This window comes from Streptomyces corynorhini (assembly GCF_003346515.1).
Lineage (GTDB): Bacteria > Actinomycetota > Actinomycetes > Streptomycetales > Streptomycetaceae > Streptomyces > Streptomyces corynorhini.
Map to the genome: position 1 here is coordinate 1 of NZ_QQNA01000180.1, position 25,192 is coordinate 25,192.

Annotated in this window: 26 protein-coding genes, 1 pseudogene and 1 riboswitch; of the genes and pseudogenes, 15 read left to right on the forward strand and 12 right to left on the reverse strand. The window is 72.3% G+C overall.

What is annotated here, in order from left to right; all coding sequences use genetic code 11:
- Positions 1–36: 36 nt before the first annotated feature.
- Together DVH02_RS21975 and DVH02_RS21980 are read right to left on the reverse strand one after the other, a co-directional pair.
- A complete protein-coding gene (locus DVH02_RS21975) occupies positions 37–1,170 on the reverse strand; it encodes an alpha/beta hydrolase (RefSeq protein ID WP_114625563.1) in 1,134 nt (377 codons plus the stop codon).
- 194 nt (positions 1,171–1,364) lie between these two features.
- Positions 1,365–2,042, reverse strand: coding sequence for a class II aldolase/adducin family protein (locus tag DVH02_RS21980; RefSeq protein WP_114625539.1), 678 nt, complete (start codon positions 2,040–2,042; stop codon positions 1,365–1,367).
- Positions 2,043–2,386: 344 nt separating this feature from the next.
- Here DVH02_RS21980 and DVH02_RS21985 point away from each other — a divergent pair, with 344 nt between their 5' ends.
- The 7 genes from DVH02_RS21985 (at position 2,387) to DVH02_RS22015 (ending at position 10,964) form a co-directional block, all read left to right on the forward strand.
- Positions 2,387–3,685, forward strand: a complete 1,299-nt coding sequence (locus DVH02_RS21985; protein ID WP_114625540.1) for an inorganic phosphate transporter — start codon at positions 2,387–2,389, stop codon at positions 3,683–3,685.
- A 28-nt stretch (positions 3,686–3,713) separates the two neighbouring features.
- The gene (locus DVH02_RS21990) at positions 3,714–3,962 is read left to right on the forward strand and encodes a hypothetical protein (protein WP_114625541.1); all 249 of its coding nucleotides are present in this window, start codon (positions 3,714–3,716) and stop codon (positions 3,960–3,962) included.
- Positions 3,963–4,047: 85 nt separating this feature from the next.
- A riboswitch (cobalamin riboswitch) is annotated at positions 4,048–4,200 on the forward strand.
- 33 nt (positions 4,201–4,233) lie between these two features.
- Positions 4,234–5,244, forward strand: coding sequence for a cobalamin biosynthesis protein (locus DVH02_RS21995; RefSeq protein ID WP_114625542.1), 1,011 nt, complete (start codon positions 4,234–4,236; stop codon positions 5,242–5,244).
- Positions 5,241–6,824: a cobyric acid synthase gene (locus DVH02_RS22000; RefSeq protein ID WP_114625543.1), complete on the forward strand. Its 1,584-nt coding sequence runs from the start codon at positions 5,241–5,243 to the stop codon at positions 6,822–6,824. Before DVH02_RS21995 ends, DVH02_RS22000 begins: the two co-directional genes overlap by 4 nt.
- Before the next feature lie 37 nt (positions 6,825–6,861).
- On the forward strand, positions 6,862–8,946 hold the full coding sequence (locus DVH02_RS22005; RefSeq protein WP_114625544.1) for a putative cobaltochelatase: 2,085 nt from the start codon (positions 6,862–6,864) through the stop codon (positions 8,944–8,946).
- Positions 8,946–9,545: a cob(I)yrinic acid a,c-diamide adenosyltransferase gene (gene cobO, locus DVH02_RS22010; protein WP_114625545.1), complete on the forward strand. Its 600-nt coding sequence runs from the start codon at positions 8,946–8,948 to the stop codon at positions 9,543–9,545. Before DVH02_RS22005 ends, cobO begins: the two co-directional genes overlap by 1 nt.
- Before the next feature lie 24 nt (positions 9,546–9,569).
- Positions 9,570–10,964, forward strand: a complete 1,395-nt coding sequence (locus DVH02_RS22015) for a cobyrinate a,c-diamide synthase (RefSeq protein ID WP_114625546.1) — start codon at positions 9,570–9,572, stop codon at positions 10,962–10,964.
- Positions 10,965–11,057: 93 nt separating this feature from the next.
- On the opposite strand, the gene DVH02_RS22020 is transcribed toward DVH02_RS22015, so the two are convergent.
- Positions 11,058–11,852, reverse strand: coding sequence for a ZIP family metal transporter (locus DVH02_RS22020; protein ID WP_114625547.1), 795 nt, complete (start codon positions 11,850–11,852; stop codon positions 11,058–11,060).
- Between DVH02_RS22020 and DVH02_RS22025 the strand changes: the two genes are divergently transcribed.
- From DVH02_RS22025 to DVH02_RS22040, 4 genes are all read left to right on the forward strand, one after another.
- The gene (locus tag DVH02_RS22025) at positions 11,769–12,320 is read left to right on the forward strand and encodes a cobalamin biosynthesis protein (protein ID WP_114625548.1); all 552 of its coding nucleotides are present in this window, start codon (positions 11,769–11,771) and stop codon (positions 12,318–12,320) included. The genes DVH02_RS22020 and DVH02_RS22025 overlap by 84 nt on opposite strands.
- Positions 12,321–12,487: 167 nt before the next feature.
- On the forward strand, positions 12,488–13,549 hold the full coding sequence (cobC, locus tag DVH02_RS22030) for an Rv2231c family pyridoxal phosphate-dependent protein CobC (RefSeq protein WP_114625549.1): 1,062 nt from the start codon (positions 12,488–12,490) through the stop codon (positions 13,547–13,549).
- Positions 13,550–13,705: 156 nt separating this feature from the next.
- The gene (locus DVH02_RS22035; RefSeq protein ID WP_114625550.1) at positions 13,706–14,590 is read left to right on the forward strand and encodes a helix-turn-helix domain-containing protein; all 885 of its coding nucleotides are present in this window, start codon (positions 13,706–13,708) and stop codon (positions 14,588–14,590) included.
- On the forward strand, positions 14,587–14,793 hold the full coding sequence (locus DVH02_RS22040) for a DUF397 domain-containing protein (RefSeq protein ID WP_114625551.1): 207 nt from the start codon (positions 14,587–14,589) through the stop codon (positions 14,791–14,793). The genes DVH02_RS22035 and DVH02_RS22040 overlap by 4 nt, the downstream gene beginning before the upstream one ends.
- A 58-nt stretch (positions 14,794–14,851) precedes the next feature.
- On the opposite strand, the gene DVH02_RS22045 is transcribed toward DVH02_RS22040, so the two are convergent.
- The 8 genes from DVH02_RS22045 to DVH02_RS22080 all read right to left on the reverse strand — a co-directional run bounded on the left by DVH02_RS22045 (position 14,852) and on the right by DVH02_RS22080 (position 20,321).
- Positions 14,852–15,871, reverse strand: a complete 1,020-nt coding sequence (locus DVH02_RS22045) for an SCO1860 family LAETG-anchored protein (protein WP_158575926.1) — start codon at positions 15,869–15,871, stop codon at positions 14,852–14,854.
- Positions 15,872–16,071: 200 nt separating this feature from the next.
- Positions 16,072–16,515, reverse strand: coding sequence for an NUDIX hydrolase (locus DVH02_RS22050; protein ID WP_233518373.1), 444 nt, complete (start codon positions 16,513–16,515; stop codon positions 16,072–16,074).
- A gap of 18 nt (positions 16,516–16,533) precedes the next feature.
- Complete coding sequence (locus tag DVH02_RS22055) at positions 16,534–17,328, reverse strand: STM4013/SEN3800 family hydrolase (protein ID WP_114625553.1); 795 nt, start codon at positions 17,326–17,328, stop codon at positions 16,534–16,536.
- Entirely contained in the window at positions 17,325–17,822 is a 498-nt protein-coding gene (locus tag DVH02_RS22060; RefSeq protein WP_114625554.1) for a phosphohexomutase domain-containing protein, read from the reverse strand. Before DVH02_RS22060 ends, DVH02_RS22055 begins: the two co-directional genes overlap by 4 nt.
- Positions 17,785–18,453 carry a dTMP kinase gene (locus DVH02_RS22065; protein ID WP_267899074.1) on the reverse strand — a complete coding sequence of 223 codons (669 nt, stop codon included), beginning with the start codon at positions 18,451–18,453 and terminating at the stop codon, positions 17,785–17,787. The genes DVH02_RS22060 and DVH02_RS22065 overlap by 38 nt, the downstream gene beginning before the upstream one ends.
- A complete protein-coding gene (locus tag DVH02_RS22070) occupies positions 18,450–19,466 on the reverse strand; it encodes a radical SAM protein (protein ID WP_114625556.1) in 1,017 nt (338 codons plus the stop codon). The genes DVH02_RS22065 and DVH02_RS22070 overlap by 4 nt, the downstream gene beginning before the upstream one ends.
- Positions 19,467–19,668: 202 nt before the next feature.
- Positions 19,669–19,878 carry a hypothetical protein gene (locus DVH02_RS22075; RefSeq protein ID WP_114625557.1) on the reverse strand — a complete coding sequence of 70 codons (210 nt, stop codon included), beginning with the start codon at positions 19,876–19,878 and terminating at the stop codon, positions 19,669–19,671.
- The gene (locus tag DVH02_RS22080; RefSeq protein ID WP_114625558.1) at positions 19,875–20,321 is read right to left on the reverse strand and encodes an ATP-binding protein; all 447 of its coding nucleotides are present in this window, start codon (positions 20,319–20,321) and stop codon (positions 19,875–19,877) included. The genes DVH02_RS22075 and DVH02_RS22080 overlap by 4 nt, the downstream gene beginning before the upstream one ends.
- A gap of 235 nt (positions 20,322–20,556) precedes the next feature.
- On the opposite strand from DVH02_RS22080, the gene DVH02_RS22085 reads away from it, so the two are divergent.
- Positions 20,557–21,837 (forward strand): XRE family transcriptional regulator, encoded by a 1,281-nt coding sequence (locus tag DVH02_RS22085; protein WP_199566368.1) that lies wholly within the window; start codon positions 20,557–20,559, stop codon positions 21,835–21,837.
- Positions 21,834–22,373, forward strand: coding sequence for a GNAT family N-acetyltransferase (locus DVH02_RS22090; RefSeq protein ID WP_114625560.1), 540 nt, complete (start codon positions 21,834–21,836; stop codon positions 22,371–22,373). The genes DVH02_RS22085 and DVH02_RS22090 overlap by 4 nt, the downstream gene beginning before the upstream one ends.
- Positions 22,374–22,386: 13 nt before the next feature.
- On the opposite strand, the gene DVH02_RS22095 is transcribed toward DVH02_RS22090, so the two are convergent.
- Positions 22,387–23,478, reverse strand: a complete 1,092-nt coding sequence (locus DVH02_RS22095) for an amidohydrolase family protein (RefSeq protein ID WP_114625561.1) — start codon at positions 23,476–23,478, stop codon at positions 22,387–22,389.
- Positions 23,479–23,607: 129 nt separating this feature from the next.
- Between DVH02_RS22095 and DVH02_RS22100 the strand changes: the two genes are divergently transcribed.
- Together DVH02_RS22100 and DVH02_RS36325 are read left to right on the forward strand one after the other, a co-directional pair.
- Positions 23,608–24,705, forward strand: coding sequence for a pyridoxal-phosphate-dependent aminotransferase family protein (locus DVH02_RS22100; RefSeq protein ID WP_114625562.1), 1,098 nt, complete (start codon positions 23,608–23,610; stop codon positions 24,703–24,705).
- A gap of 363 nt (positions 24,706–25,068) precedes the next feature.
- Positions 25,069–25,192: pseudogene (locus DVH02_RS36325) on the forward strand (diaminobutyrate acetyltransferase); the annotation flags it as partial.

A 25,192-nucleotide genomic window follows, 5' to 3' on the forward strand; every position in this document is an offset into this window, starting at 1 on the left:
GTAGGGCCTTCGGCCGGCCGCGGCCGGCCGAAGGCCCTACAGGAGGGGGGTGAGGAAGCGGCGGAGCGTCTCCTCGTAGCCGGCCGGATCGGCGTTCCACATCGCCGCATGCGGAGCGTGCTCGACCGGATGCAGGCCGACCAGCTCCGGCCGGTGGGCGGCGAGTTCGCGGGAGGGGTGCCAGGGCGCCAGAGTGTCGTCGGGGCCGTGGAAGATCAGTGTCGGCACATGGAGGTTGCGCGGATCGGCGGCCTCCAGGAGCCGGTCCCCGTGCAGCCCCGTCCTGCCCTGCGCCGCCCTGACGGCGAGCGGCAGCAGCGGCCCCGGGACCCGGCGGGCGGCGGCGAGGGCGCGCAGAGTGGCCTCCCAGTCCAGCACCGGCGAGTCGAGCACCAGCCCGGAGATCCGCTCGCTGAGCGCCGAGTTGGCGGCGGCGTGCAGGGCCATGGACGCGCCGACGGACCAGCCGTGCAGGATGACGCGCTCGGCGCCGTAGCGGACGGCGTAGCGGATCGCCGCGTCCAGGTCGCGCCACTCCGAGTCCCCGAGGTGGCCGAGGCCGCCGGGGGAGCGGGGCGCGCCGGGGTCCGGGTCGCCCCGGTAGGCGAGGTCGAGCACGGGGAGCCGCTGCCCGGCGAGGAACTCCATGACGTTCATGGGGTGCTCGCGTGTGGTGCCCAGGCCGTGTGTGGTGATCACCCAGGTGTCGCGCGCTCCGGGGACGAACCAGGCGGGCAGCGGGCCCAGCTCGCCGGGGATCGACACGTTCCGGTGTTCGAGGCCGAGGGCGGTGCCGGGGTCGCCGCTGTGCACCTGCGGGGTGAGGCGCACCCGGGTGCCGGTGCGCAGCGTGCCGTGGCTGACGCGCTCCAGCCGGCGCACGACGGTGTCGGCGGGGTGTTCCACGTCTTCCAGGACGGGCCCGACGACGGCGTGCACGCCGGGGCCCTGGATCCCGTACGTGCCGGGGCGCAGGGCGGCGAGACAGCGGGACAGGGTGACCTGTCCCGCGGCGGTGGCGTGGACGGTGAGGCGTGGGTCGCTGGGCAGGGGCCGCCCCGGCGGTGCCTTGAGCGCGGCATCGCTGGCGTACCGGCCGGCGGCGACCGCGGCCGCACCGACCCCGAGCACTGTGGTGACGGCAGCTGCCGTTGCTTTGGCCGGGCGCACGTTCACAGTGTCCAGGGCCGGGCCCGGCCGGGCCACCGGACGGGGGCCGTCAGGGGTGACGACCACGGGTGTCCGGGGCGTCCGGGGTGTCCGGGGCGTCCTGTTCTGTTCTGTCCCGTGCTGTTCCGTGCCGTCCCGCGCTGTTCCGTGCTGTCCCGTGCTGTTCCGGCGGGAGCCTCCCGGGGCCCGGCCGGTCAGCCCTCGGTGCCGTCGTCGCGCTGCCCGTACCCCTTGAGCTTCTGTGCCACCTCGGCCACCTGCTCCGCCGAGAGCAGGGCGGGAGTGCGGCCGGGGAGCGCGGCGGCGGTGAGCCAGAGGCGCGCCATCCACTCCAGCTGCGCCGTACGGTCGTACGCCTGGTCGAGGTTCGCGCCGTAGGTGACGGTGCCGTGGTTCCCGAGCAGGCAGCCGGTGCGTCCGCGCAGCGCTTCGAGCATGTGCGCGGCCAGCTCCGGGGAGCCGTACAGCGCGTACGGGGCGACCCGGACCGGTCCGCCGAAGGCCGCCGCCATGTAGTGGATCAGCGGCAGTTCGGGGACGAGCGTGGAGACGGCCGTGGCGTGCACGGCGTGAGTGTGGACCACGGCGAGCGCGTCGGTCTCCCGGTACAGGGCGAGGTGCAGGGGCAGTTCGCTGGTGGGCACCAGCTCGCCGAGGACCTGCCGTCCTTCGAGGTCGACGGCGACGGTGTCCTCGGGGGTGAGCCGGTCGTAGGGCACGCCGCTCGGGGTGACCAGGACCAGGTCGCCGACGCGTACGGAGACATTGCCCGAGGTGCCGACGACCAGTCCCTCGGCGGCTGTCCGCCGGGCGGTGGAGACCAGTTCCCGCCACGCTTCTTCCGTCGTGTCGCGCCGCCCGTGATGCGTCATGGGCCGATCCTGTCAGGTGCCGGGCCGAGGGCGCTGCCGTTCTCGGTGAACCGATGAGGGGGCTCCGCGGGAGCGAACACCGCGAAGTCCCACCCAGTTCATCTTCCGTTCACCCTGACTCCATACCTTCGCCGAGGCCACCGCCATTGAACGAACGATTGCCTGGGTCAGGTCAGTGACTCCTCCACCACCGATAGCTCGGGGCGGCTTCACGCCGGCCTGACGGCCGGCCCCGGACAAGCCCTGCCCGCTGCCCGCAGGCAGAAAAGCAGCCTACTGCGGCGCTGCGCGCCTCTGAAACCAAGGATTCGATTCCGCCCCGGATTCCCTCGAAAGATGGTCAGATGGAACACATCACGCTGCTGCTCGCGATTGTGATCGTGACAGCTCTCGTGTTCGATTTCACGAACGGTTTCCACGACACCGCCAACGCGATGGCCACGACCATCTCGACCGGCGCTCTGAAGCCCAAGGTCGCGGTGGGCATGTCCGCGGTCCTGAATCTTGTCGGCGCGTTCCTGTCGGTGGAGGTCGCCAAGACGATCTCCGGCGGCCTCATCAACGAACAGGGCATCAGAACAGAAGTGATCTTCGCGGCGCTCGTCGGCGCGATTCTCTGGAATCTGTTCACCTGGCTCCTCGGACTGCCCTCCAGCTCCTCGCACGCGCTGTTCGGCGGGCTGATCGGCGCCACGCTGATGTCGGTGGGCGCCTCCGGCGTCAACGGCGGCGTGGTCGTCACCAAGGTGCTGATCCCCGCGCTCGCCGCGCCCGTCGTCGCCGGGGTGGCGGCCATGCTCGCCACCAAGCTGACGTACCGGATCGGCCGGAACACGGACGACAGGGCGACCGCCAAGGGGTACCGCGCGGGCCAGATCGCCTCCGCCGGTCTCGTCTCCCTCGCGCACGGCACCAACGACGCGCAGAAGACCATGGGCGTCATCACGCTCGCGCTGGTGACCGGCGGCGTGCTCGCCCCCGGCTCCAACCCGCCGGTCTGGGTCATCGTCTCGGCCGGGCTGGCGATCGCGCTCGGTACGTACCTCGGCGGCTGGCGCATCATCCGCACCATGGGCACCGGCCTGACCGACCTCCGGCCGCAGCAGGGCTTCGCCGCGCAGACCAGCGCGGCCACCGTCATCCTCGCCTCCTCGCACCTGGGCTTCTCGCTCTCCACCACGCAGTCGTGCTCCGGCGCCGTGATGGGCGCGGGGCTGGGCCGCAAGGGCGGCGTGGTGCGCTGGTCCACCGCCAGCCGGATGTTCATCGCCTGGGGGCTGACCCTGCCCGCCGCGGGACTGGTCGCCGCGGGCGCCGAGTTCCTCACCGGTCAGGGCACCTGGGGCGTCACGGCGGTCGCCGTCCTGCTCATCGCGGGGTCGGGCGGGATCTGGCTCGCCTCGCGCCGTCGGCCGGTCGACCACACGAACGTCACCGAGGGCATGGACGCCGCGGCGGGTACGCGGGAGGGAGCCGCCGGTTCCCCGGCGCCCGCGGGCATCGTGACCACCGCCATCGCCGCCGTCAGCCCGCCGCCGCCCGCCGGGGTCGCGCAGGACCTGTCGGCCACCATCCACGCCCCCGCCGTGCCGGGCGCACCCACCGGTCCCGCCGGTGAGCCCGCGCGCACCGCCACGGTCTGAAGCCCGGAAGCCCGAAGGAAGTCATCGCATGAACATCGACTGGGCGGCGCTCGGCTCCGTCTTCGGCGTCAGTCTCGTGACCACCGTCGCGCTGGTGGGCCTGTTCACCCTGGGCGTCGTGGCCCTCGCCAGGCCGGAGCGACAGCCGGACACCGGTTCCGGGGCGCCGGGCGGCGCCACCGGCTCGGTGGGGGCGCTCCGTACGGCCGGCGCCTGCCTCTGCTTCGGGCTCTGCCTGGCGGCGGTGGCGTACGGGATCCACCTGATCGTGGCCTGACCCCGGGCGCGCGGGGCTCCTGGTCCTGGCCTCCCCTGTGGGGCTCGGCACACTGTCCCTTCGCAGGTCAAGGCGGAGTTGACGGGTCTTTCGGCGGCGTGGTGGACTGCCGGGGCCATACACGGCGGCAGAAGAGGAAGCCGGTGCGAATCCGGCGCGGTCCCGCCACTGTCACCGCGAGCGCCCCGCGCGGGGCGCTCCGGGAGCCAGGAACTCCTGCCGCCGCGTCACGTCGAACCGGGGCGCGGACCCTGAGTGAGGACATTTCGCCATGCCTGGCCGCGGTTCTGCCGCCGCTCGCGGCGGCGGCTCCGCCGCCACCGAGCGGGTCTTCGCGTACGGCGCCACCGCCGGGCTCCTGGCCGACCTCCTCTTCGCCGATCCGCGCCGGGGCCACCCCGTCGCGGCGTTCGGCCGCGCCGCCGGGGCCGTGGAGCGCGCCCTGTGGCGCGACCACCGCGGCCGGGGCGCGCTGCACACGGCGGTGTGCGCCGGTGGCGCCGCCGGGGCCGTCGCGCTGACGGCCCGTGCCGTACGCCACCGCCCCGCCGCCGCCGTCGCCCTGACCGCCGCCGCCACCTGGTCGGTGGTGGGCGGGACCTCGCTGGGCCGCGAGGCGCGGGCGATCGGCGCCGCGCTGGCCGCCGGGGACGTCGAGCGGGCCAGGGAGCGGCTGCCGCACCTGTGCGGGCGGGACCCGCAGGCGCTGGACGGGCCGGGGATCGCGCGGGCCGTCGTGGAGTCCGTCGCAGAGAACACCTCGGACGCCGTCGTCGGCGCGCTGGTGTGGGGCGCGGTCGCGGGCCCCGCCGGGCTGGCCGGGTTCCGGGCCGTGAACACGCTGGACGCCATGGTGGGGCACCGGAGCGCGCGCTACCGCAGGTTCGGCTGGGCCGCCGCGCGCCTCGACGACGTCGTGGGCTGGCCCGGCGCCCGGCTGACCGCCGCGCTGGCCGTCGTCGCGGGCGGTGATCCGCGCGGGGCGCTGCGCGCCGTACGGCGGGACGCGGCCCGGCACCCGAGCCCCAACGCGGGCCCGGTGGAGGCGTCGTTCGCGGGCGCGCTGGGGGTACGGCTGGGCGGCACGCTCGCCTACGGCGGCCGGGTCGAGCACCGGCCGGTGCTGAACGGCGCCGGGCGGCCCGTGGAGGTCGCGGACATCGAGCGCGCCGTACGGCTGTCGCGCCGGGTGAACGCGCTGGCCCTGGCGGTCTGTGTGGCGGGCAGGTTCGGATACGGCACGCTGCGGCGCACGGCCGCGCGGAGAAGGAGGAACGGATGAGCCGGGGCGGGCGCGGCGGGGGTCTCCTGATAGCCGGGACGACCTCCGACGCGGGCAAGAGCGTCGTCACGGCGGGGATCTGCCGGTGGCTGACACGACGCGGTATGAAGGTCGCGCCGTTCAAGGGGCAGAACATGTCCCTGAACTCGTTCGTGACCCGTGAGGGCGCCGAGATCGGCCGCGCCCAGGCCATGCAGGCGCAGGCCGCGCGGGTGGAGCCGACCGCGCTGATGAACCCCGTGCTCCTCAAGCCGGGCGGCGACCACCGCAGCCAGGTGGTGCTGATGGGCCGGCCCGTCGGCGAGCTGAGCGCCACCGGGTTCTTCGGGGCGTCCGGCGGGTCGTCCCCCGGACAACCGCTGCGCGGGGGCCGGCGCGAGGCGCTGCTCGGCACCGTACTGGAGTGCCTGGAGGAGCTGCGCGCCACGTACGACGCGGTGATCTGCGAGGGCGCGGGCAGCCCGGCGGAGATCAATCTGCGCCGGACGGACATCGTCAACATGGGCATCGCGCGGGCAGCGCGGCTGCCGGTGGTCGTGGTCGGCGACATCGACAGGGGCGGGGTCTTCGCGTCGTTCTTCGGTACGACGGCGCTGCTGAGCCCGGCGGACCAGGGGCTGCTCGCGGGCTATCTCGTCAACAAGTTCCGGGGCGATGTCTCGCTGCTGGAGCCGGGTCTTGAGATGCTGCGCGGGCTGACCGGGCGGGCGACGTTCGGGGTGCTGCCCTTCCGGCACGGTCTGGGCATCGACGAGGAGGACGGGCTGGGCGTCTCGCTGCGCGGCGCCGTGCGCGAGTCGGCGCTGACGGCGCCGTACGGCGAGGACGTGCTGCGGGTCGCGGTCTGTGCCGTACCGCTGATGTCGAACTTCACCGATGTGGACGCGCTGGCGGCCGAGCCGGGTGTGGTCGTGCGGTTCGTGGACCGGCCGGAGGAGCTGGCCGACGCGGACCTGGTGGTCGTGCCGGGGACCCGCGGCACGGTGAAGGCGCTGGCCTGGCTGCGCGAGCGCGGTCTCGCCGACGCCCTCGCCCGGCGGGCCGCCGAGGGCCGTCCGGTGCTGGGGATCTGCGGCGGCTACCAGATCCTGGGCGAGCGCATCGAGGACGAGGTGGAGTCGCGGGCGGGCACGGTGGCCGGGCTGGGGCTGCTGCCCGTACAGGTGACGTTCGCCCGCGACAAGACGCTGGCCCGGCCGGTCGGCACGGCCCTCGGCGAGCGGGTCGAGGGGTACGAGATCCACCACGGGATCGCCGAGGTGCGCGGCGGCGACGCGTTCGTCACGGACGCGGCGGGAGAGCGTCTGGACGGCTGCCGGGTGGGGGCCGTCCAGGGCACGCACTGGCACGGGGCGCTGGAGAGCGACGGGTTCCGGCGGCGGTTCCTGACCGAGGTGGCGCGGGCGGCCGGCCGGCGTTTCGTCCCGGCGCCCGATACGAGCTTCGGCGCGCTGCGCGAGGAACAGCTCGACCTCCTCGGTGACCTCGTCGAGGAGCACGCGGACACGGACGCGCTGCTGCGGCTGATCGAGGAGGGGCCGCCCGCGGGGCTGCCCTTCGTTCCCCCGGGGGCGCCGTGACCACCGTACGAGAGCCACTCAGAGGAGCGATCAGCACATGAGCACATCCTTTCCGTTCACCGCCGTCGTCGGCATGGACGATCTGCGGCTCGCCCTGGTCCTCAACGCGGTCAGCCCCGCCGTGGGCGGGGTGCTCGTACGCGGGGAGAAGGGCACGGCCAAGTCCACGGCGGTACGGGCGCTCTCGGCGCTGCTGCCCGAGCTGAGCGTCGTCCCCGGCTGCCGGTTCAGCTGCGACCCGGCCGCGCCCGACCCCGGCTGCCCGGACGGGCCGCACGAGCCGGGTCCCGGCGCGGCCAGGGCCGCCCGGGTGGTCGAGCTGCCGGTCGGCGCCTCGGAGGACCGGCTCGTCGGCGCGCTGGACATCGAACGGGCGCTGTCCGAGGGCGTGAAGGCGTTCGAGCCGGGTCTGCTCGCGGACGCGCACCGGGGGGTGCTCTACGTCGACGAGGTCAACCTGCTGCACGACCATCTGATCGACGTGCTGCTGGACGCCGCCGCGATGGGCGCCTCGTACGTGGAGCGCGAGGGCGTCTCCGTACGGCACGCCGCGCGCTTCCTGCTCGTCGGGACGATGAACCCCGAGGAGGGCGAGCTGCGGCCGCAGCTGCTGGACCGTTTCGGGCTGACGGTCGAGGTGGTGGCCTCGCGCGAGCCGGAGACCCGGGTGGAGGTGGTGCGGCGGCGGCTCGCGTACGACGACGACCCGGCCGCGTTCACCGCGCGCTGGGCCGGGGAGGAGACGGCGCTGCGCGAGCGGATCGCCACCGCGCGGGCGCTGCTGCCCGAGGTGCGTCTCGGGGACGCGGCGCTGCTCCAGATCGCCGCGACCTGCGCCGCGTTCGAGGTGGACGGGATGCGCGCGGACATCGTGATGGCGCGGACCGCGACGGCGCTGGCCGCCTGGGCGGGGCGCGCGGACGTGCTGGCCGAGGACGTACGGCAGGCGGCGCTGCTCGCGCTGCCGCACCGGCGGCGGCGCAATCCGTTCGACGCGCCGGGGCTGGACGAGGAGAAGCTCGACGACACGCTGGAGGAGTACCAGGGGGACGACGACCCGGAGCCGGAGGGACCGGACGACGGTCCTGACGGCGGGGGCGGCGGCGGTGGCGGGCTGCCGCCGCAGCGCGGCCCCGAGGACTCCCCGGCGCCCGAGACGACCGGCACTCCGGACGAGCCGTCCCCGGACGACGTACCGGACGGCGCCGGGACCGAGCGGCCCGAGGCCCAACCAGAGCCCCAGCAGCGCGCGGGCGCGCCGGGCGCCGGTGAGCAGTCGGCCGTGGGCGCCACCGAGCCGTTCCGTACGAAGGCGCTGAGCGTGCCCGGTCTGGGCGAGGGCGCGGCCGGCCGGCGCTCCCGGGCCCGTACCGAGCACGGCAGGACGACGGGATCCCGGCGGCCGAGCGGCGCGCTGACCAAACTGCATCTCACGGCGACCGTCCAGGCGGCGGCGCCGCACCAGCGGGCCAGGGGCCGCGTGGGCGCCGGGCTGGTGGTGCGCAAGGACGATCTGCGGCAGGCGACGCGGGAGGGGCGCGAGGGAAACCTGGTGCTGTTCGTGGTCGACGCCTCCGGTTCGATGGCGGCCAGGCAGCGGATGAGCGCGGTGAAGGGCGCGGTGCTCTCGCTGCTGCTCGACGCCTACCAGCGGCGCGACAAGGTCGGGCTGATCACCTTCCGGGGCAAGGAGGCGGAGGTCGCGCTGCCGCCCACCTCCTCGGTGGACGCGGCGGCGGCGCGGCTGGAGTCGCTGCCCACGGGCGGGCGGACCCCGCTGGCCGCCGGGCTGCTCAAGGCCCACGACGTGCTGCGGGTGGAGCGGATGCGCGACCCCGCGCGCCGTCCGCTGCTGCTCGTGGTGACGGACGGCCGGGCGACCGGCGGCCCCGATCCGGTGGCGCTGGCCGCGCGCGCGGCCCGGCTGCACGCCGCGCAGGGGACGGCGTCGGTCGTGGTGGACTGCGAGTCGGGGCCGGTGCGGCTGGGGCTCGCGGGCGCGCTCGCGAGGGACCTGGACGGTACGGCGATCACCCTGGACGAGCTGCGCGCCGACCGGCTCGCCGGACTCGTCAGGGATGTACAGCAGGCAGGCGACGAACGACGTGGGAGGGCAGCGTAATGCCGCAGGGACAGCCGGAGAACGTACCGGACGACGGGCTCACCACCCGGCAGCGCCGCAACCGCCCGCTGGTGCTGGTCCACACGGGCACCGGCAAGGGCAAGTCGACGGCGGCGTTCGGGCTCGCGCTGCGGGCGTGGACGCAGGGGTGGCCGATCGGGGTCTTCCAGTTCGTGAAGTCGGCGAAGTGGAAGGTCGGCGAGGAGCAGGCCCTCAAGACGCTGGGCGCGAGCGGCGAGGGCGGCAGCGTCGCCTGGCACAAGATGGGCGAGGGCTGGTCGTGGGTGCAGCGCGACGCGCAGCTCTCCAACGAGGAGGCCGCGCGCGAGGGCTGGGAGCAGGTCAAGCGGGATCTGGCGGCCGAGACCCACAAGCTGTACGTGCTGGACGAGTTCGCCTATCCGCTGCACTGGGGCTGGGTGGACACCGCCGAGGTGATCGAGGTGCTGCGGAACCGGCCCGGCACCCAGCACGTGGTGATCACCGGGCGCAACGCCCCGCGGGAGCTGCTGGACTTCGCGGATCTCGTCACGGAGATGACGAAGGTCAAGCACCCGATGGACGCGGGCCAGAAGGGCCAGCGGGGCATCGAGTGGTGAACGAGTGCTGAACAGGAGCGACCCGTGGTGAACGTCCCGAGGCTGGTGATCGCCGCCCCCGCGTCGGGCGCCGGCAAGACCACGGTCGCGACAGGGCTGATGGCGGCCTTCTCCGAGCGTGGTCTCGCCGTCTCCCCGCACAAGGTGGGCCCCGACTACATCGATCCGGGGTATCACGCGCTGGCCGTGTCGGCGGGGCCCGGCGCCACGGCGGTACGGCCGGGCCGGAACCTCGACGCGTACATGTGCGGGACCGGACTGATCGGGCCGCTGTTCGCGCACGGCGCGGCGGGGGCGGACCTCGCCGTGGTCGAGGGCGTGATGGGGCTGTACGACGGCGCCTCCGGCCAGGGCGAACTGGCCTCCACCGCCCAGGTGTCGAAGCTGCTGCGGGCGCCGGTGGTGCTGGTGGTGGACGCCTCGTCGCAGTCGCGTTCGGTGGCGGCGCTGGTGCACGGCTTCGCGTCGTGGGACCCGGAGGTGCGGATCGGCGGGGTGATCCTCAACAAGGTGGCCACCGACCGGCACGAGCGGCTGCTGCGGGAGGCGCTGGACGAGTCGGGCGTGCCCGTGATGGGGGTGCTGCGCCGTACCGACGGCGTCGGGACGCCCTCGCGCCATCTGGGGCTGGTGCCGGTCGCCGAGCGGCGCGCGGACGCGCTGGCCGCCATGCGGGAGCTGGCCGGGCGGGTACGGGAGGGATGTGACCTGGCGGCGCTGCTCGCGCTGGCCAGGAGCGCGCCGCCGCTGGACGCGGTGGCGTGGGAGCCTGCGGTCGAGCCGGTGGTGGCCGCCGCCTCCGGTGCGCGGCCGGTGATCGCGGTGGCCGGCGGCTCGGCGTTCACCTTCTCGTACGCCGAGCACACCGAGCTGCTGACGGCGGCGGGCGCGGAGGTCGTCCCCTTCGATCCGCTGCGCGACGAGGAACTCCCGGAGGGGACGCGGGGGCTGGTGATCGGCGGCGGCTTCCCTGAGGTCTACGCCCCGGAGCTGTCCGCCAACGAGCCGCTGCGCAAGGCCGTGGCCGAGCTGGCGTACTCCGGCGCTCCGGTGGCCGCCGAGTGCGCCGGGCTGCTCTATCTGGCGCGCTCTCTGGACGGGAAGCCGATGTGCGGGGTGCTGGCGGCGGACGCGCGGATGTCGGGGCGGCTGACGCTGGGCTACCGCGAGGCGGTGGCGATCGGCGACAGCGCGCTGGCGGCGGCCGGTACCCGGGTACGCGGGCACGAGTTCCACCGTACGGTGCTGGAACCGGGCGCCGGGGAGGCCCCCGCCTGGGGGCTGACGCATCCGGAGCGCCGGATGGAGGGATTCGTCCGGGGCGGGGTGCACGCGAGCTATCTGCACACGCACTGGGCGGCGGCGCCCGCGATGGCGCGGCGGCTGGTGGCGGGGTGCGCCGGGGAGGCCGCGACGTGAGCGGCGGGCGGCACGGCGGGGGTACGGCGTGAGCGCGGTCCGGCGGTGAGCGTCCGGCTGCCCGCTCCCGGCGCCGTCTGCTGCCCCGGCGTCTCATCCGGCGACGCCGACCACCAGCCAGACGAAGCCGACGCCCAGGACCGTGCAGAGCACCGTGGAGCGCGCCGGGTGGTCGTGGTGCGCCTCGGGCAGGATCTCGGCGGCGGCGAGGTAGAGCAGCGCGCCGCCGAAGAAGCCGAGGTAGCTGCCGAGCGCCTCCTCGGGGAGCGTGAACAGCAGTGTGGACGCGGCGCCGATCACCGGCGCGACGGCGTCGGCGACGAGCATCGTGACGGCCCGGCGCCGGTCGTTCCCGTACAGGCTGGTCAGGGTGTACGTGTTGAAGCCGTCCGCGAAGTCGTGGGCGATGACGGCGAGCGCGACGGCGAGCCCCATGCCGCCGCCGACCTGGAAGGCGGCGCCGAGTGCGACGCCGTCCATCAGGCTGTGGCCGACCATCGCGGCGGCGGCGGTGAGCCCGACCTCCGGGACCCGGTGGTTCTCGGCGGGCCCGGCGGCGAGGTCGGTGGCGGCGTCGGTGGCGGGCCCGGCGGCGTCGGTGGCGGCGTCGGCGCCGTGCGGGCCGCCGGACTGACGGAAGGCGAGGAGCCGTTCGACCATATGGGCGACGAGGAACCCGCCGACGAACAGCAGCAGCGCCTGCGGCACCCCGAAGAGTTCGTGTCCCGCCGCGTGCATCGCCTCGGGCAGCAGGTCGAGGCCGACCACCCCGAGCATCAGTCCCCCGGCCAGGCCCAGCACGAGATGACGGCGGTCGGTGACCCGCTGCGCCGTCCAGCCGCCGAACAGCGTCATGAGGAACGCGCCGAGCGCGACGAAGACCGCCATGCGCCCCTGCATAGCCGATCGGACGGGCGCGGCGCACCTCATGAGGCGGCCGGACAGGACCTGATCGTCGGCGTCGGTGCCAGGAGCGGCGCCCGCGCCGAGGACGTCCTGGCGCTCATCGCGCGCACCCTGCGCGAGGCGAGGCTCCCGCCCGGCCGGGTGGTGGAGCTGGCGACCGTGGCGTCCGCCGCCCTGCGCCCCGCGATCGCCGGGGCCGGGGCGCGGCTCGGGGTGCCGGTGCGCGGCTGGCCGCCGGAGCTGCTGGCCGGGGTCGCCGTACCGAATCCGTCGGCCGCGCCGCTGGCCGCGACCGGGACGGCGTCGGTCGCGGAGGCCGCCGCGCTGATGGGCGGGGGCGTGTTGCTGGTGCCGAAGCGGAAGTCGGTGGCGGGGGCCGGCCGGTCCGCCGTCACCTGCGCGGTGGCGAGTAGGGGCCACTCGGAGTGGAACCGAACCGGGCGGACATGATGTGGGGGACGGCAGAGAGCACGACAGGCGCCCCGGGAGACCGGTGGCAGGGGGAAGGAGTCCGGTGACCCGTGTCGTCCAGCACTTCGAGCAGACCGAGCGCACGGAGCGGACCGAGTGCGCGAAGACCACCGAGCACGTACGCACGATCCGGAGAGCCGACGCCCATGTCTACGCGCGCTGACCGCCACGACCTGCGCCATCACGGCGACGCCGAGGTACGGGACGGGGCGGCGGGGCTGATCGACCTCGCCGTCAACGTCCGTACGGGCACTCCCCCCGACTGGCTGCGCGAGCGGATCGCCGCCTCGCTGACCGGGCTGGCCGCCTATCCCGACGGGCGGGCGGCCCGCGCGGCGGTCGCGGCGCGGCACGGGCTGCCGGTGGAGCGGGTGCTGCTGACGGCGGGCGCGGCGGAGGCGTTCGTGCTGCTCGCGCGCGCGCTGCCGGGGCGCGGGCCGGTGGTCGTCCATCCGCAGTTCACCGAGCCGGAGGCGGCTCTGCGGGACGCGGGCCATACGGTGCGGCGGGTGCTGCTGCGCGCGTCGGAGGGGTTCCGGCTCGATCCGGCGGCGGTGCCCGACGACGCGGATCTGGTCGTGCTCGGCAATCCGACGAACCCGACGTCCGTGCTGCATCCGGCCGAGGACATCGTGAAGCTGGCCCGCCCAGGGCGGACGCTGGTGGTGGACGAGGCGTTCATGGACGCGGTGCCGGGCGAGCCGGAGGCGCTGGCCGGGCGTACGGACGTGCCGGGGCTCGTGGTGCTGCGCAGCCTGACGAAGACCTGGGGGCTGGCGGGGCTGCGCATCGGTTATGTGCTGGCCGAGCCGGAGACGGTCGCGGCGCTGGAGCGGGCGCAGCCGCTGTGGCCGGTGTCGACGCCCGCGCTGGCGGCGGCCGAGGCGTGCGTGTCGCCGGAGGCGCTGGCCGAGGCGGAGCGTGCCGCGTGCGGGATCGCGAGGGAGCGGGCGCATCTGCTCGCCGGTCTGGCGGAGTTCGAGGAGATCGTGACGGTGGAGGCGGCGCGCGGCCCCTTCGTGCTGATCCGGACGGAGCGCGCGGACGCGGTGCGGGCGCGGCTGCGCACGCTGGGCTTCGCGGCCCGCCGAGGGGACACGTTTCCCGGTCTGGGGCCGTGCTGGCTGCGGCTCGCGGTCCGGGACCGGGCCACGACGAATCGTTTCCTCCAGGCCCTGGACCAGGCGCTGACGGCGGTGGGCGGCTGAGGAGGCGGGGGTGCGGCGGCCCTGTCGGACGCGGCCTCCGGGTCCTTGTCCGGGTCCCTGTCCGGGTGCTGTCCGGGTGCTGTCCGGGGCGTACGGCGTGACCTTTCACGGGGGCGAACGGGTTACCTGGCGAGGTCACGTTTCGGAGGTGTACGCATGAGTGTGGACAGCGGCGGTACGGGTACCGAAGGCGGCGCGGCGGAGGGGGCGGACGAGCCGGGCTGGGAGCCGGACGCCGACAACGACTCCGTCGGGGTCATCGCGGCGGTGGGCCGGCAGATCAAGCTCTGGCGCATGTCGGGGGGTTTCAGCCAGGCCGAGTTCGGGGTGGCGATCGGGTACGGCGAGAACCAGATCTACAAGGTGGAGGCCGGAAAACGCATCCCCCGGCCGGAGTTCCTGGACAAGGCGGACCAGGTCCTGAGTGCGGGCGGCAAGATCGCCGCGATGAAGCGGGACGTGGCGGAGGCCCGTTACCCCCGGAAGGTCCGGAACCTGGCGAAGCTGGAGGCGGAAGCGCTGGAACTGGGCGCGTACGAAAGCCTCGTCGTGCACGGCCTCCTCCAGACGGAGGAGTACGCCCGCGCGCTGTACGGGCTGCGGCGTCCGGCGTACGAGGAGGACGAACTCGAACGCCTGGTGGCCGCTCGTATGGGGCGGCAATGCCTCTTCGATCAACGGCCCCTTCCGCTGCTGACCTTCGTCCAGGAAGAGGCGTCGCTTCGGCGGCCCGTCGGGGGCAGAATGGTGTGGCGGCGGCAGCTCGAACATCTCCTGGAGAGGGCGACGTTGCGGCACGTCGAGATCCAGGTGATGCCCACGTCGGCCGAGGAACACTCGGGACTGGGCGGCTCGCTCCAGGTACTGAAGCTCAGGAACGGCACGACGGTGGGGCACAACGAAGTCCAGCTCAGCAGCCGGGTGATCTCCGACCCCAAGGAGGTCCAGATCCTGGAGATGCGCTATGGGATGATCCGATCGCAGGCCATGAGGCCACGGGAGTCGCGGGCCTTCATCGAGAAGCTTCTTGGAGAGACATGACCCTCAAGTCCTCTGCCGGAGACGGTTCCGCGCTGGAGTGGACGAAGAGCAGCTACAGCACCAACGACGGCCCGGTGTGCGTCGAGGTGGCCGCCACCCCCGGCACCGTCCACGTCCGGGACACCAAGGACATCTGCCTGCCCCACCTCGGCTTCGCACCGGCCGCCTGGGGCGACTTCGTCGGCTACGCGTCGAAGGTCTGAGCCCGCAGGGCCGGTGGCAGGGGGCGGTGCTCCACGGCGGAGCACCGCCCCCCTCACCTCAGCGCCCGGCGCGGGCCTTCCTGACCACGAGCAGCGCGCCGCCGCCCACCGCGAGCAGGGCCGCCGCGCCGCCCGCCAGGTACGGCGTCGTGGAACTGCCGCCGGTCTCGGCGAGGTTCGCCGCGACCGGCTCAGCCGCCGTCTGGGGCTTCACGTCGCTCTTGGGCCCGTCGTCGGCCGGCTTGCCCGCCTCCGGGGTCCTGGACTCCTCGGGCTTCTGCTCCTCCGGCTTCTGCTCCTCGGGCTTCGACGGCTCGGGCTCGGGCTTCTCCGGCTTCGGCTTCTCCGGGGCGGGCGCGTCGGGCGACTCGCAGGTGGCTCCGGCGAGGGTGACCGTGCCCTCGACCTCGGCGACGTTCAGCTTGAGCGGATTGACCGACACCTTGAGTTCGAGCGCCGAGGCCGCCGCCGTACGGGAGGTGGTGTGCGTCTTGGACAGGTCGAGCGTGACCTCGCCGACGCCCGGCACCCGGACCAGGGTGGTGCCGCCCGCCGACAGGGTGACCTTCTTGCCGAGGACGGTCACGGGACCGAGCACGTTCGAATCGGCGACCGGCCGCTTCCCGGCCTCGCAGACCGCCTTGGAGGTGACCTCCTGGATCTCGATCAGGGAGAGCAGCGGCAGCCCGGGGACATGGACCTTGGCGTGCGCGAGGTTGCTGTAGCCCTCGGCCCTGTCCGCGTCGGCCGTCGCCTTCGAGGTGGCCACGTCGGCGCGCAGCAGGGTGAACGGCTTTCCGCCGTCCACGCCGTCCAGCCGGGCGCTGAGCGCCGTCCGCTCGGCGCTCGCCGGCGCCTTGACCTCGTTGAGCGAGACGTTGAGCGGCAGGTTGACGGTCTTGTTGAGCAGGGACACGTCGAGTCCGACGCCGAGCACGACCGCGCTCGCCCGCCCCTCGCCCTTGCCTCCGGTGGCCTGTGCCGGGGCGGCGAGGAGGACAGGCCCCGCCGTCAGCGCGGCGGCCGCCACGACGGCGGCGTACCGGCGCGCGGGCATGCGGAAGGTATTGCTGTTCAAGATGTGGAACCCCCACAAGAGATTTGACGTCGCGCGCTGCCGAACGGGGACACGTGGCAGTGGCGACTGAGACACCGGAATCTTTACGCACTTAGAGTGAACAGGCGAGCACCTGAAGTGAGTTCACTCTAAAGTGGTGTTTTCGGGGTCGGATTCGATTCTTGTGGCACGCGCGTTCCCCAGGGGCGCCTGCGTTCCCGTCAGACCGATGTCATCTGTTGAGTCAGCAGCAACGCCAGGGGACCGCCCTGAAGCAGGAATCGCCCCTGGGCCGCAGCCCGGATCGCGTCGGCCATCGGCCACCACATCAGCTTGAAGTCCGCTTCGCCCGGATTGAGTTGACGCGGCCCGTAGGTGAGACTCTCGGCCAGGAAGAGGTGGATACGGGCCGGGGAGTTCAGAGTGATGGCGTACGAACCGAGGACGCACCAGGTGTCGGCGGTGACACCGGCTTCCTCTCGAAGTTCGCGGCGCGCACACTCCTCCGGAGTCTCGTCACCTTCCCGGCGTCCTCCGGGCAGGAACACGTACTCGCCTCCGTGCCGGGGGAATTCGGCGCTCAGGACAGCGACCTTGCCGTCCAGGTCCCGGGCCACGACGACGGAGGCGTCGCGCATCGCCCCCCGCTCGGATGTGTCGCTCATGGCCCCGGAGCGTAGTCCTTATGAGGTGAGCAGGGCGGCGAACGGCACGTTCAGCACGGTGGGGTGGGCGATACCACGGCCGTGATAGCCGTCCTCGCCGAAGGCGTCGCCGTGGTCGGCACACATGATGATCAGCCACCGTTTCTTGTTGGTGAGCGCTTCGACCAAGCGGCCGAGGTGTGCGTCCGCGTAGGCGAGCGCGGCGGCCTGGGAGTGCCAGGAGTCGACGCTGTCGCCCGTGTAGTGGCCGTGGGGAACATGGGTGGCGGAGACGTTGACGAACAGGAACAGCGGGCGGTCGGCGTACTGCTCGGCGACAGTCAGAGCATGGTCGACCTGGTGGCGTGTGGAGTCTGGCTCCGGGGAGCAGAACTTGGGCCGCCAGAGGTCTTCATGGAACATGTCGGGCAGCACCGACCCGAGCGGCGTCTCCCGGGAGAAGTAGGTGACGCCGCCGATGCACACGGTGCGGTATCCGTACCGGGCGAGCCCGGTGAGGAGGTTCGGTGCGTCGAAGACGAACGTGCCCGCATCGACGTCCTTGAAGGCGGGCGGACGGCACTCCCACAGCCTGGGCGGCTGCACGGGCTGGGGCAGCTTGGGTAAGAAGCCGGAGAAGAACGCGATGTGCGCGGGGAGGGTGAAGGTGCCGGGGGTACGGCGTTCCTCCCACACACCACCCGGCAGGATCCTCGCCATGCGCGGTGTCCGACCGGCGTGCAGGGCCGCGCGGGCGACGTCGTAGCGCAGGGAATCGAGGGTGACGAACAGAATGCTGGTGCCGCTGGTGACTACCTCGGCCGCGTTGATCACGGTGCCTCCACCAGGTCGCGGCGCTCGGTGATACTCCCTTTGGCCTGGTCGTTCACCGGAATGGGAACACGGTCCGAGGCGATCATCTCCCGCAGCACGGCCAAGCCGGTGTCTTCGGTGACAGGTCGGCCGTCGGCGTCGTAAAGGCGAATGGTGACGGTCAGCCGCCCGCTGTCGTCGGTCGTTGACAGCCACGCGCCAGGGACGGAGCCGAGTGCCTTCATTGCGTACAGGAGCTGGGCTTCGTCGGCCGTGCCGAGGCTGGAGACCTGGCAGCCCAAGTGCTGGGCGTTGATGGCCCCGTGGCAGAACCGCTGGTGGAACTCGGCCGTGGTGGGGTGCCCGTCGTGTGCCACGACCATCTGCCGGGTGTGGCTGACGACAACGAAGCAGGCGGCGACCCACCAAGCCACACCCTCGTGGATCTCGTCCGGGAACACGCCGACGACGCGGCCGTCACGGATTACGGTGTCGGTGTCGATCGGGTTGAGCACGCTTGCCCTCCAAGTGCTTGACGATGATGTGAGCCAGGTCGTCAGGGCCCCGGCCGTCGGAGGGGAGCGTGACGGCGCTGGGGTCCTCGTCGGCCACGGCCTGGAAGTTCTCCCGGAGCCGGGAAAGGCGTCCGGGGACGCCGAACAGGTCGGTGTCGTCCTGCTTCACGTCCGCCTTGGTCCCCATCCGTTCCCTCAGCGAGCGATCGGAGCTGATGAGGTAGAAGGTGGCGTCCGGCGCCACGAGGTACGGCCAGAACGGTGCGATCAGCTCCTTCACCTGGTCCAGGCCGAGGCCGTTGACGGCGGCGTGGCAGGCCGTGACCGAGGAGGCGTACCGGTCCGCGACCACGGGCCCCACGGTCAGGGCCTGCCGTACGGTGTCGGAGGCGTGGAGGAGACCGGAGAGGTAGAAGGCGAACTGCGGCAGCGGCCGGGTCTCCCGGTTGACCGCGCCGGACCAGCCGGTGTGCGGATCGGTGAGTGTGTGGATCTCCGTGGCGCCGAGCCGCTTGGCAAGCAGGCTGCTGAGCGTTGACTTCCCCACCCCTGAGACGCCTTCCAGGACCACGAACGGCCCTTGGCGGCCTTTGTCCGCCCCAGGTGCGTACGGGCCGCGAAGCAGCCTCACAGAGTGCCCTCGGTGAACGCGGCGACATGCTGGGCCACGGCTGCGGGAACCTGCTCCGGCTGGTCCAGCAATGACCGGATGTCCATGCGCAGGTCGTCGCGCAGAAGGCAGGGCTGGATTCCGCCGGCATGGTCCATGCGCAGGGCCCAGAAGCCCTCGACGCACTTGGCCTTCACCGGGCAGGTGCCACACTGGCCCACGTGATGGCGGCCCAGTTCGCGGTGTATGACGTCAATCTCGATGCCGTCGATGCGGAAGATCCGCCGTCCCTGACCGACGCCGGAGACCACCGCTTCCTCCTCGCGCGTCAGTGTGCGCAGGTGGTCGATGAGGCCGTGAGCCCCGACCGCCGAGGACTTCCGGTCGGCGTTGAAGTCGGTCTCGACCAGCTCGATGAACTGCACCGGCAGCCTGCGTTCGAGTGCGTAGGCGAGGATGTCGCGCAGCTCGTGTTCGTTCTCGTGCTGGATGAGCGTGTTCAGCTCCACTCGTTCGAACGTCTCGCGGGCAGCCTCGATGCCGTCCAGGACGGCCGCGACACCGTCGCGAGTCTGGGCAATGGCCCGGAAGGACTCGTCGGAGAGGTAGTGCAGGGAGACCTTCACCTTGTCCAGGCCGGTCGTGGCGAGCCAGTCCTGATGCGTGCGCACCAGGAGGCCGTTCGTGATCAGCGTGTAGGACACGTCCGGACCGCGAACGGGAAGCCGGGTCAGGACGGGCCGCGCCAACCTCGACACGAGCGGCTCACCACCGGTGAAGTACACGCGCTTGAGCCCGGCTCCGATCAGCTCACGCAGCACGTTGACGTAGTCCTCAGCGGTCAGCTCGCGGGCGCGGGGCTTGGCGTCGCGGTGCAGATGCGTGAACGGTGGTGGCACATCTCCCTCGTTGTGGCAGAACCAGCACTTCACGTTGCAGATGGGCGTCAGCGAGACCCTGAGCTGTCCTCGCAGCGCGGCGAAGTTCCGCAACGCGGTCCAGTCCAGGCCGGCAATCGGGAGCGGAATGGTCATGACCCGGTACTCCTTCCAAGGAAAGGTGGAATCCAGCGCGCACCGCGCTTCGGCGGCAGCCGTTACTTGGCCGACACAGCCGAGGCAATGGCTGCCAGCAGCCCTGCGATGTCCGCAACCAGCCACCAGACTTCCCAGCGGCACATCAGCGGGTGACGACGGTCAGGGACCCGGTGGAAACGTGTACGGCGCCGACGGCCGGTCACAGCTCGCCACGGACGCGCGAGCGGCACCCGTCCTCGCAGATCCACAGCCGGAACAGCAGGCCCCGGTACCGCACGTCTCCGATCACCTGGCCGGACATCCCCAGATGCCGGGCGCACCGGGCGCAGTCGATGGCCATCTGCTGCCGGGGCCTCAGGCGAGCCAGGTCCGGCAGGGGCAGGGGTACGGATACGGGATCGGCGGTCACTGTTCGGTTTCAATGAGGATTTCCACCCAAACCTCTTTGCCCCATACGGACCTGCCGTTTCCGTGAAGGTCGTAGCCCCAGCGGTCGGCGATCGCATCGATGAGGAGCAGGCCGCGGCCGGACTCCTCGTCGGCGTCGACCAGGCTGAGTTCCGGCAGTAGCGAGGGCGCCCGGTCCACCACTGCGATGCGTACCCATCTCGCGTTCGGCCGTCCGACCATCAGACGGATCGAGGAGCAAGGGGTGTGCCGGACGGCGTTCGCGACCAGCTCGGACATGATCAGCGCCGAGCGGTCACCGAGATCGTCGAGGTGCCATACGGCAAGGGCGCGGCGGACAAGCTTGCGGCCGGCCTCGGCCGTCTCCGGCTCGCACGGAAACGTTTGGCTGTAGGCGGGGTGGCCGACGGGTGCGGCCTGAACTTGGTCACTGAGACTCGTCATTGGTGGAGCCTTCGTCGTTGTCTCGGCGCCCGGCTCGCCCCTCCTGGGGATTTCAGGAACGAGCCGAGCCGTCAACAGCCGCTCACACTGTTGTGTGCGGGCGGCCAGTAACCAGACAACTCCCTTCCACAGCAGGGAAGTTAGGGCGATCAGAGGGGTATTCGGTGAAATTTCCTAGGGCGATTTGACTTTTCGTTTACCTGACAGGTGGAAATCACTCCGCTACGGTGCGGTTATGGAGGTCACGCGCAATGCGGCTCTGGAGCAATGGATGGCCGAGCACGGGCACAGCTCCAACAGCCTGGCTGATGCCGTGAATGGAGCCCTTGAGCGACTTACCGGGCGGGCCGGCGGACTGGACGGCTCATCGATCCGGTCCTGGAAAGCGGGCCGGGTCAAGTGGCCTAAATCGGCTACCCGCAAGGCCCTTGAGGACGTCACCGGCTTATCCGCCACCTCCTTAGGGTTCGTTCCACGGGGCCGGACCTCGGTTGCCCCGGCCCTGTCACAGGAAGACTCAGATATGAAGCGCCGCATCCTTGTTGGCGGCATCGCTGCCGCAGCGGCAGCAGCAACCGCCCCCAGCGCATCGCGCCGCCGCATCGGCATAAGTGATGTCGACCGTCTGCACACGCGCTTCACCGAGGTCATCGCCAACGATCACCGCCACGGTGGTCAGCTCGGTATCGAGCAGCGAGCTACCGCGCTTGCCGACGAGGCACTGAATCTTCAGAACATGGGCAGTGCCACCCAGCGCGTACGCAACAGCCTGTATGCCTGTGCGGCGTCGTTCCGTTCCTCAGCGATGTGGGCGGCGATCGACGGCCGACGCTACAACGATGCGAGAGCGCATATGCGCGAAGCGCAGGTCCTTGCCGAGATGTCCGGCAATCAAGCGATCAAGTTCCGCATCTGGAGTCACGCGGGGACTATGTACCGGCACATGGGCCGCCCTTCCCATGCACTTGCCGCCAACGATGTCGCCCGCAATCTGCACATCACGCGCCGTGATCCCCTGTTCGCGTCCCTCGGCCTGGCTCGGCAGTCGGCCATCCATGGAGTGGCGCGGGACCGCACCGGAACACGCCGCGCGTTCGAGCAGGCGCAAGACGCCATGCTGCGCGCCGATCCGGCGGACTTCCGGCCGGTGTGGATGCTCGCGTTCTACGACCAAGCCGAGTTGGATTCGCTCGGGCTCTCAGCCTTTCTCGCGCTCGGCGACTACCAGACAGCCGAATTCCACGCTCACCGCTGCCTGTCCGCCCTTCGGCCCCATATGCGCCGGTCCTTGGCCATCACCACGACACGGCTCGCACACGCCCAGCTCGCGCAAGGTGCCGTCGATGCCGCTACGGTCACCGCGATGTCGGTCCCCTCCGACGCCGCTACCCAACACGCCCGTGTATCCCGCCTGCTTCAGAAATTCGGTGCCGCGCTGCACGCCACCGCACCGGGCAGCTCTACCACCCAGATCTGGACCGAGCACCACCGCAACGCTTGGAGGACACCCGCATGACCACGACACCCGCTGCCGAACTCCGCACGTTCACCACCCTCGAAGCTGTTCGTGACGATCTGATCGAGGTCTACTCCGATGTCCGTGCCCCGCTGCTCCACTTGCCGAACTACGCGATCCCCGCATTCAGCGAGCGCCTGGACCGCCACGGCTCTGAAACAGGATTCGGGGCTGTCCTCGCCTACGCGGACGGCCGTCCTGTCGGCTACGTCTACGGCAACACGATCGAGCGTGGTGACCGGTACTGGCAGCGCACCAACCCGGCGCCAGCGGACCAATACACGGCAGGCCCGGCCGTGGCCCTGAAGGAAGGCGGTGTTCGGCCGGACTGGCAGAAGACCGGCATCGCCCGCCGTATCCATGACGCCATACTCGCCACGCGCGAGGAGCGGTACGTCACCTTCATGGTCAACCCGGCCGCCGGTGACGGAAAGGTGCACGCGCTCTACACGTCCTGGGGATACGAGGACATCGGGCAGAGCCAGCCGTCGGCGGAGTCGCCGGTCCTCACCGTGATGATCCGCGCCATCCACTGACCGGCACGGACATTCAGCCGACCACCCGCCCGTTCAGCACGATCCGCCGGGGCGCCGCCAGGGCCCGTACGTCCGCCCGGGGGTCCTCGTCGTAGACGACCAGATCGCCCGGGGCGCCCTCCTCCAGCGCGGGACGCCCCAGCCAGGTCCTGGCCCCCCAGGTGGTGGCGGAGAGCGCTTCCAGCGGTGGGATGCCGGCCTTCGTCAGCTCCTCGACCTCGGCCGCCACCAGACCGTGCGCGAGGCCGCCGCCCGCGTCCGTGCCGACGAAGACGGGGACGCCCGCGTCGTACGCCGCGCGCACCGTGTCGTACCGACGTTCGTACAACCGGTTCATATGCGCGGACCAGCGCGGATAGCGCTCCTGACCGCCCGCCGCGAGCTGCGGGAAGGTAGCGATGTTGACGAGCGTCGGAACGATCGCCACGCCCCGTTCCGCGAAGAGCGGGATGGTGTCCTCGGTGAGTCCGGTGGCGTGCTCGACGCAGTCGATGCCCGCCTCCACCAGGTCGCGCAGCGCGGCCTCGGCGAAGCAGTGCGCCGTGACGCGGGCGCCGAGCCGGTGCGCCTCGGCTATCGCCGCCTCCACCTCGGCGCGCGGCCAGCAGGCGGTCAGGTCGCCCGCGTCGCGGTCGATCCAGTCCCCGACGAGCTTGACCCAGCCGTCGCCGCGCCGGGCCTCCCGCGCCACGTACGCGACCAGGTCGGCGGGCTCGATCTCGTGGGCGTAGCCGCGGATGTAGCGGCGGGTTCGGGCGATGTGGCGGCCCGCCCTGATGATCTTCGGGAGGTCCGGGCGGGCGTCGGTCCAGTGGGTGTCCGCCGGGGAACCCGCGTCCCTGAGCAGCAGGGCGCCCGCGTCCCGGTCGGTCAGCGCCTGCTTCTCGCTGGTCGCCGCGTCCACCGCGCCGTGGTGGTCGAGGCCGACATGGCAGTGGGCGTCGACCAGTCCGGGCAGCGCCCAGCCCTCGACGTCACGGACGTCACGGGCGCCCGGGGGCCGCTCGTAGCTGATCCGGCCGCCCACCATCCACAGCTCGTCCCTGACGTCCTCGGGGCCGACCAGGATCCGGCCCCTCACCCTCAGCACCGCGTGATCACTCATGGGCAGCACTGTACGAGCCCGTGGGTACCCTCGACCGGGAGGGATTCCCCCTCCCGGTCCGAGGGTACCCACGAGGGGTTCCGCCCCTTCCCGCGCCCGCCTCCGCCCGTCCCCGAAGAGAGCCTCGCCGTGACCCACCCCCTGCTGGATCTGCCCCCGCTGACCGCCGAGCACTTCGCCGCCGTCGAGCGCCGCGTCGCCGCGCTGCTGGCCACCGGGAACGATGTCGTGATCACGCAGGGCGAGGCCCTGCTGCCGCTGGAAGGGTGCGTGCGCGGGGGCGCGCGGCCCGGCTCGACCGCGCTGAACGTGGTGACCGGCCCCTACGGGCAGACCTTCGGCGACTGGCTGCGCGACTGCGGCGCCACCGTCGTCGACCTGGAGGTGCCCTTCCACACGGCCGTCACCGCGGCCCAGGTCGAGCGGGCCCTCGCCGCGCATCCCGGGATCGACTTCGTCTCGCTCGTGCACGCCGAGGCGGCGACCGGCAACACCAACCCGGTCGCGGAGATCGGCGAGGTGGTACGGGCCCACGGCGCCCTGTTCATGCTGGACGCCGTCGCCTCGGTGGCCGCCGAGCCGCTGCTGCCGGACGCCTGGGGCGTCGACCTGTGCGTGATCGGCGCGCAGAAGGCGATGGGCGGACCGGCCGGTGTCTCGGCGGTCTCGGTGAGCCCGCGCGCCTGGGAGCGGTTCGCCGCCAACCCGGGGGCGCCCCGGCGCTCCTACCTGTCGCTGCTCGACTGGAAGGAGCGCTGGATCGACGCGGGCCGCAGGGCGCTGCCGCACGCGCCGGCCCAGCTGGAGACGCTGGCGCTGGAGGCGTGTCTGGACCGTATCGAGGCGGTCGGCCTCGACGCGGTGATCGCCCGGCACGCCTCGGCCGCCGCCGCGACCCGCGCGGGGGCGTCGGCGCTGGGGGGCGGTCTTGAGCCGTTCGTCCACCAGGCCGCGGACGCCGCTCCGGTGGCCACGACGCTGCGCACGCCCGCCGGGGTGGACGCGGCGGAGCTGGTGGCGAAGGCGCTGGCGGCCGATCCGGCGCTGCCGCTGATCGCGGGCGGGGGCGCCCTCGCCGGTGAGATGGTCCGGGTCAACCACTACGGGCCGCACGCGACCCCCGACACCGTGCGGGCCTCGCTGGCGGCGCTGGGCGCGGCGCTCGGCGCCCTGGGCGTCCCGGTGGACCAGGCAGCCGCCTCACGCGCGGTCGACGAACACGCGTAAGGCGGACACGCGTGAGGCGAACGCCCGTGAGGCGGACACGCGTAGGGCGAACGCACGAAAGGCGGACGCACGGTCGGCCGGGCCGGGCCGGGCCGNNNNACTTATTGCGAGTGGCTTCCCGCTATTCGTCTTCCCGCTTTCCCCGAAGCTAAACGCCTTGGTTTCGGCGCCACCTCGCGAGCGTTACGGATATGTGACCGAGCCCATGATCACGCCCGCTTTATCCCTGATTTCGGCATATTTTACCCCGCTTCTGGCCGATCCGACACTGGGGTCCGCGCCCGCGTGATAACACAGGGCCGCTTCTCACCCAACCCCTCCAGAAGATGCATCTTTTGAATTTGCTCGGTAAATTCAATCCGTATGACCGCCGCACAAGCAGACCTTGCAGGCGCCCGAAGCGAATTCACCCGACTCCGCACGATCGACACCCCACGAGTGGAGGACGGAGCCGCGATCTGGCGCATCGCCCGCGACTCCGAGGTCC

Bases quoted from the DNA above. Each gene is read 5' to 3' on its own strand.
- DVH02_RS22080 (WP_114625558.1), bottom strand. From the start codon at position 20,321: ATGACGAGTCTCAGTGACCAAGTTCAGGCCGCACCCGTCGGCCACCCC.
- DVH02_RS22005 (WP_114625544.1), top strand. From the start codon at position 6,862: ATGAGCACATCCTTTCCGTTCACCGCCGTCGTCGGCATGGACGATCTG.
- cobO (WP_114625545.1), top strand. From the start codon at position 8,946: ATGCCGCAGGGACAGCCGGAGAACGTACCGGACGACGGGCTCACCACC.
- DVH02_RS22050 (WP_233518373.1), bottom strand. From the start codon at position 16,515: ATGAGCGACACATCCGAGCGGGGGGCGATGCGCGACGCCTCCGTCGTC.
- DVH02_RS22000 (WP_114625543.1), top strand. From the start codon at position 5,241: ATGAGCCGGGGCGGGCGCGGCGGGGGTCTCCTGATAGCCGGGACGACC.
- DVH02_RS22090 (WP_114625560.1), top strand. From the start codon at position 21,834: ATGACCACGACACCCGCTGCCGAACTCCGCACGTTCACCACCCTCGAA.
- DVH02_RS22040 (WP_114625551.1), top strand. From the start codon at position 14,587: ATGACCCTCAAGTCCTCTGCCGGAGACGGTTCCGCGCTGGAGTGGACG.
- DVH02_RS22095 (WP_114625561.1), bottom strand. From the start codon at position 23,478: ATGAGTGATCACGCGGTGCTGAGGGTGAGGGGCCGGATCCTGGTCGGC.
- DVH02_RS21985 (WP_114625540.1), top strand. From the start codon at position 2,387: ATGGAACACATCACGCTGCTGCTCGCGATTGTGATCGTGACAGCTCTC.
- cobC (WP_114625549.1), top strand. From the start codon at position 12,488: ATGTCTACGCGCGCTGACCGCCACGACCTGCGCCATCACGGCGACGCC.
- DVH02_RS21990 (WP_114625541.1), top strand. From the start codon at position 3,714: ATGAACATCGACTGGGCGGCGCTCGGCTCCGTCTTCGGCGTCAGTCTC.
- DVH02_RS21995 (WP_114625542.1), top strand. From the start codon at position 4,234: ATGCCTGGCCGCGGTTCTGCCGCCGCTCGCGGCGGCGGCTCCGCCGCC.
- DVH02_RS22070 (WP_114625556.1), bottom strand. From the start codon at position 19,466: ATGACCATTCCGCTCCCGATTGCCGGCCTGGACTGGACCGCGTTGCGG.
- DVH02_RS22025 (WP_114625548.1), top strand. From the start codon at position 11,769: ATGACGGCGGTCGGTGACCCGCTGCGCCGTCCAGCCGCCGAACAGCGT.
- DVH02_RS21980 (WP_114625539.1), bottom strand. From the start codon at position 2,042: ATGACGCATCACGGGCGGCGCGACACGACGGAAGAAGCGTGGCGGGAA.
- DVH02_RS22035 (WP_114625550.1), top strand. From the start codon at position 13,706: ATGAGTGTGGACAGCGGCGGTACGGGTACCGAAGGCGGCGCGGCGGAG.
- DVH02_RS22020 (WP_114625547.1), bottom strand. From the start codon at position 11,852: ATGGCGGTCTTCGTCGCGCTCGGCGCGTTCCTCATGACGCTGTTCGGC.
- DVH02_RS22085 (WP_199566368.1), top strand. From the start codon at position 20,557: ATGGAGGTCACGCGCAATGCGGCTCTGGAGCAATGGATGGCCGAGCAC.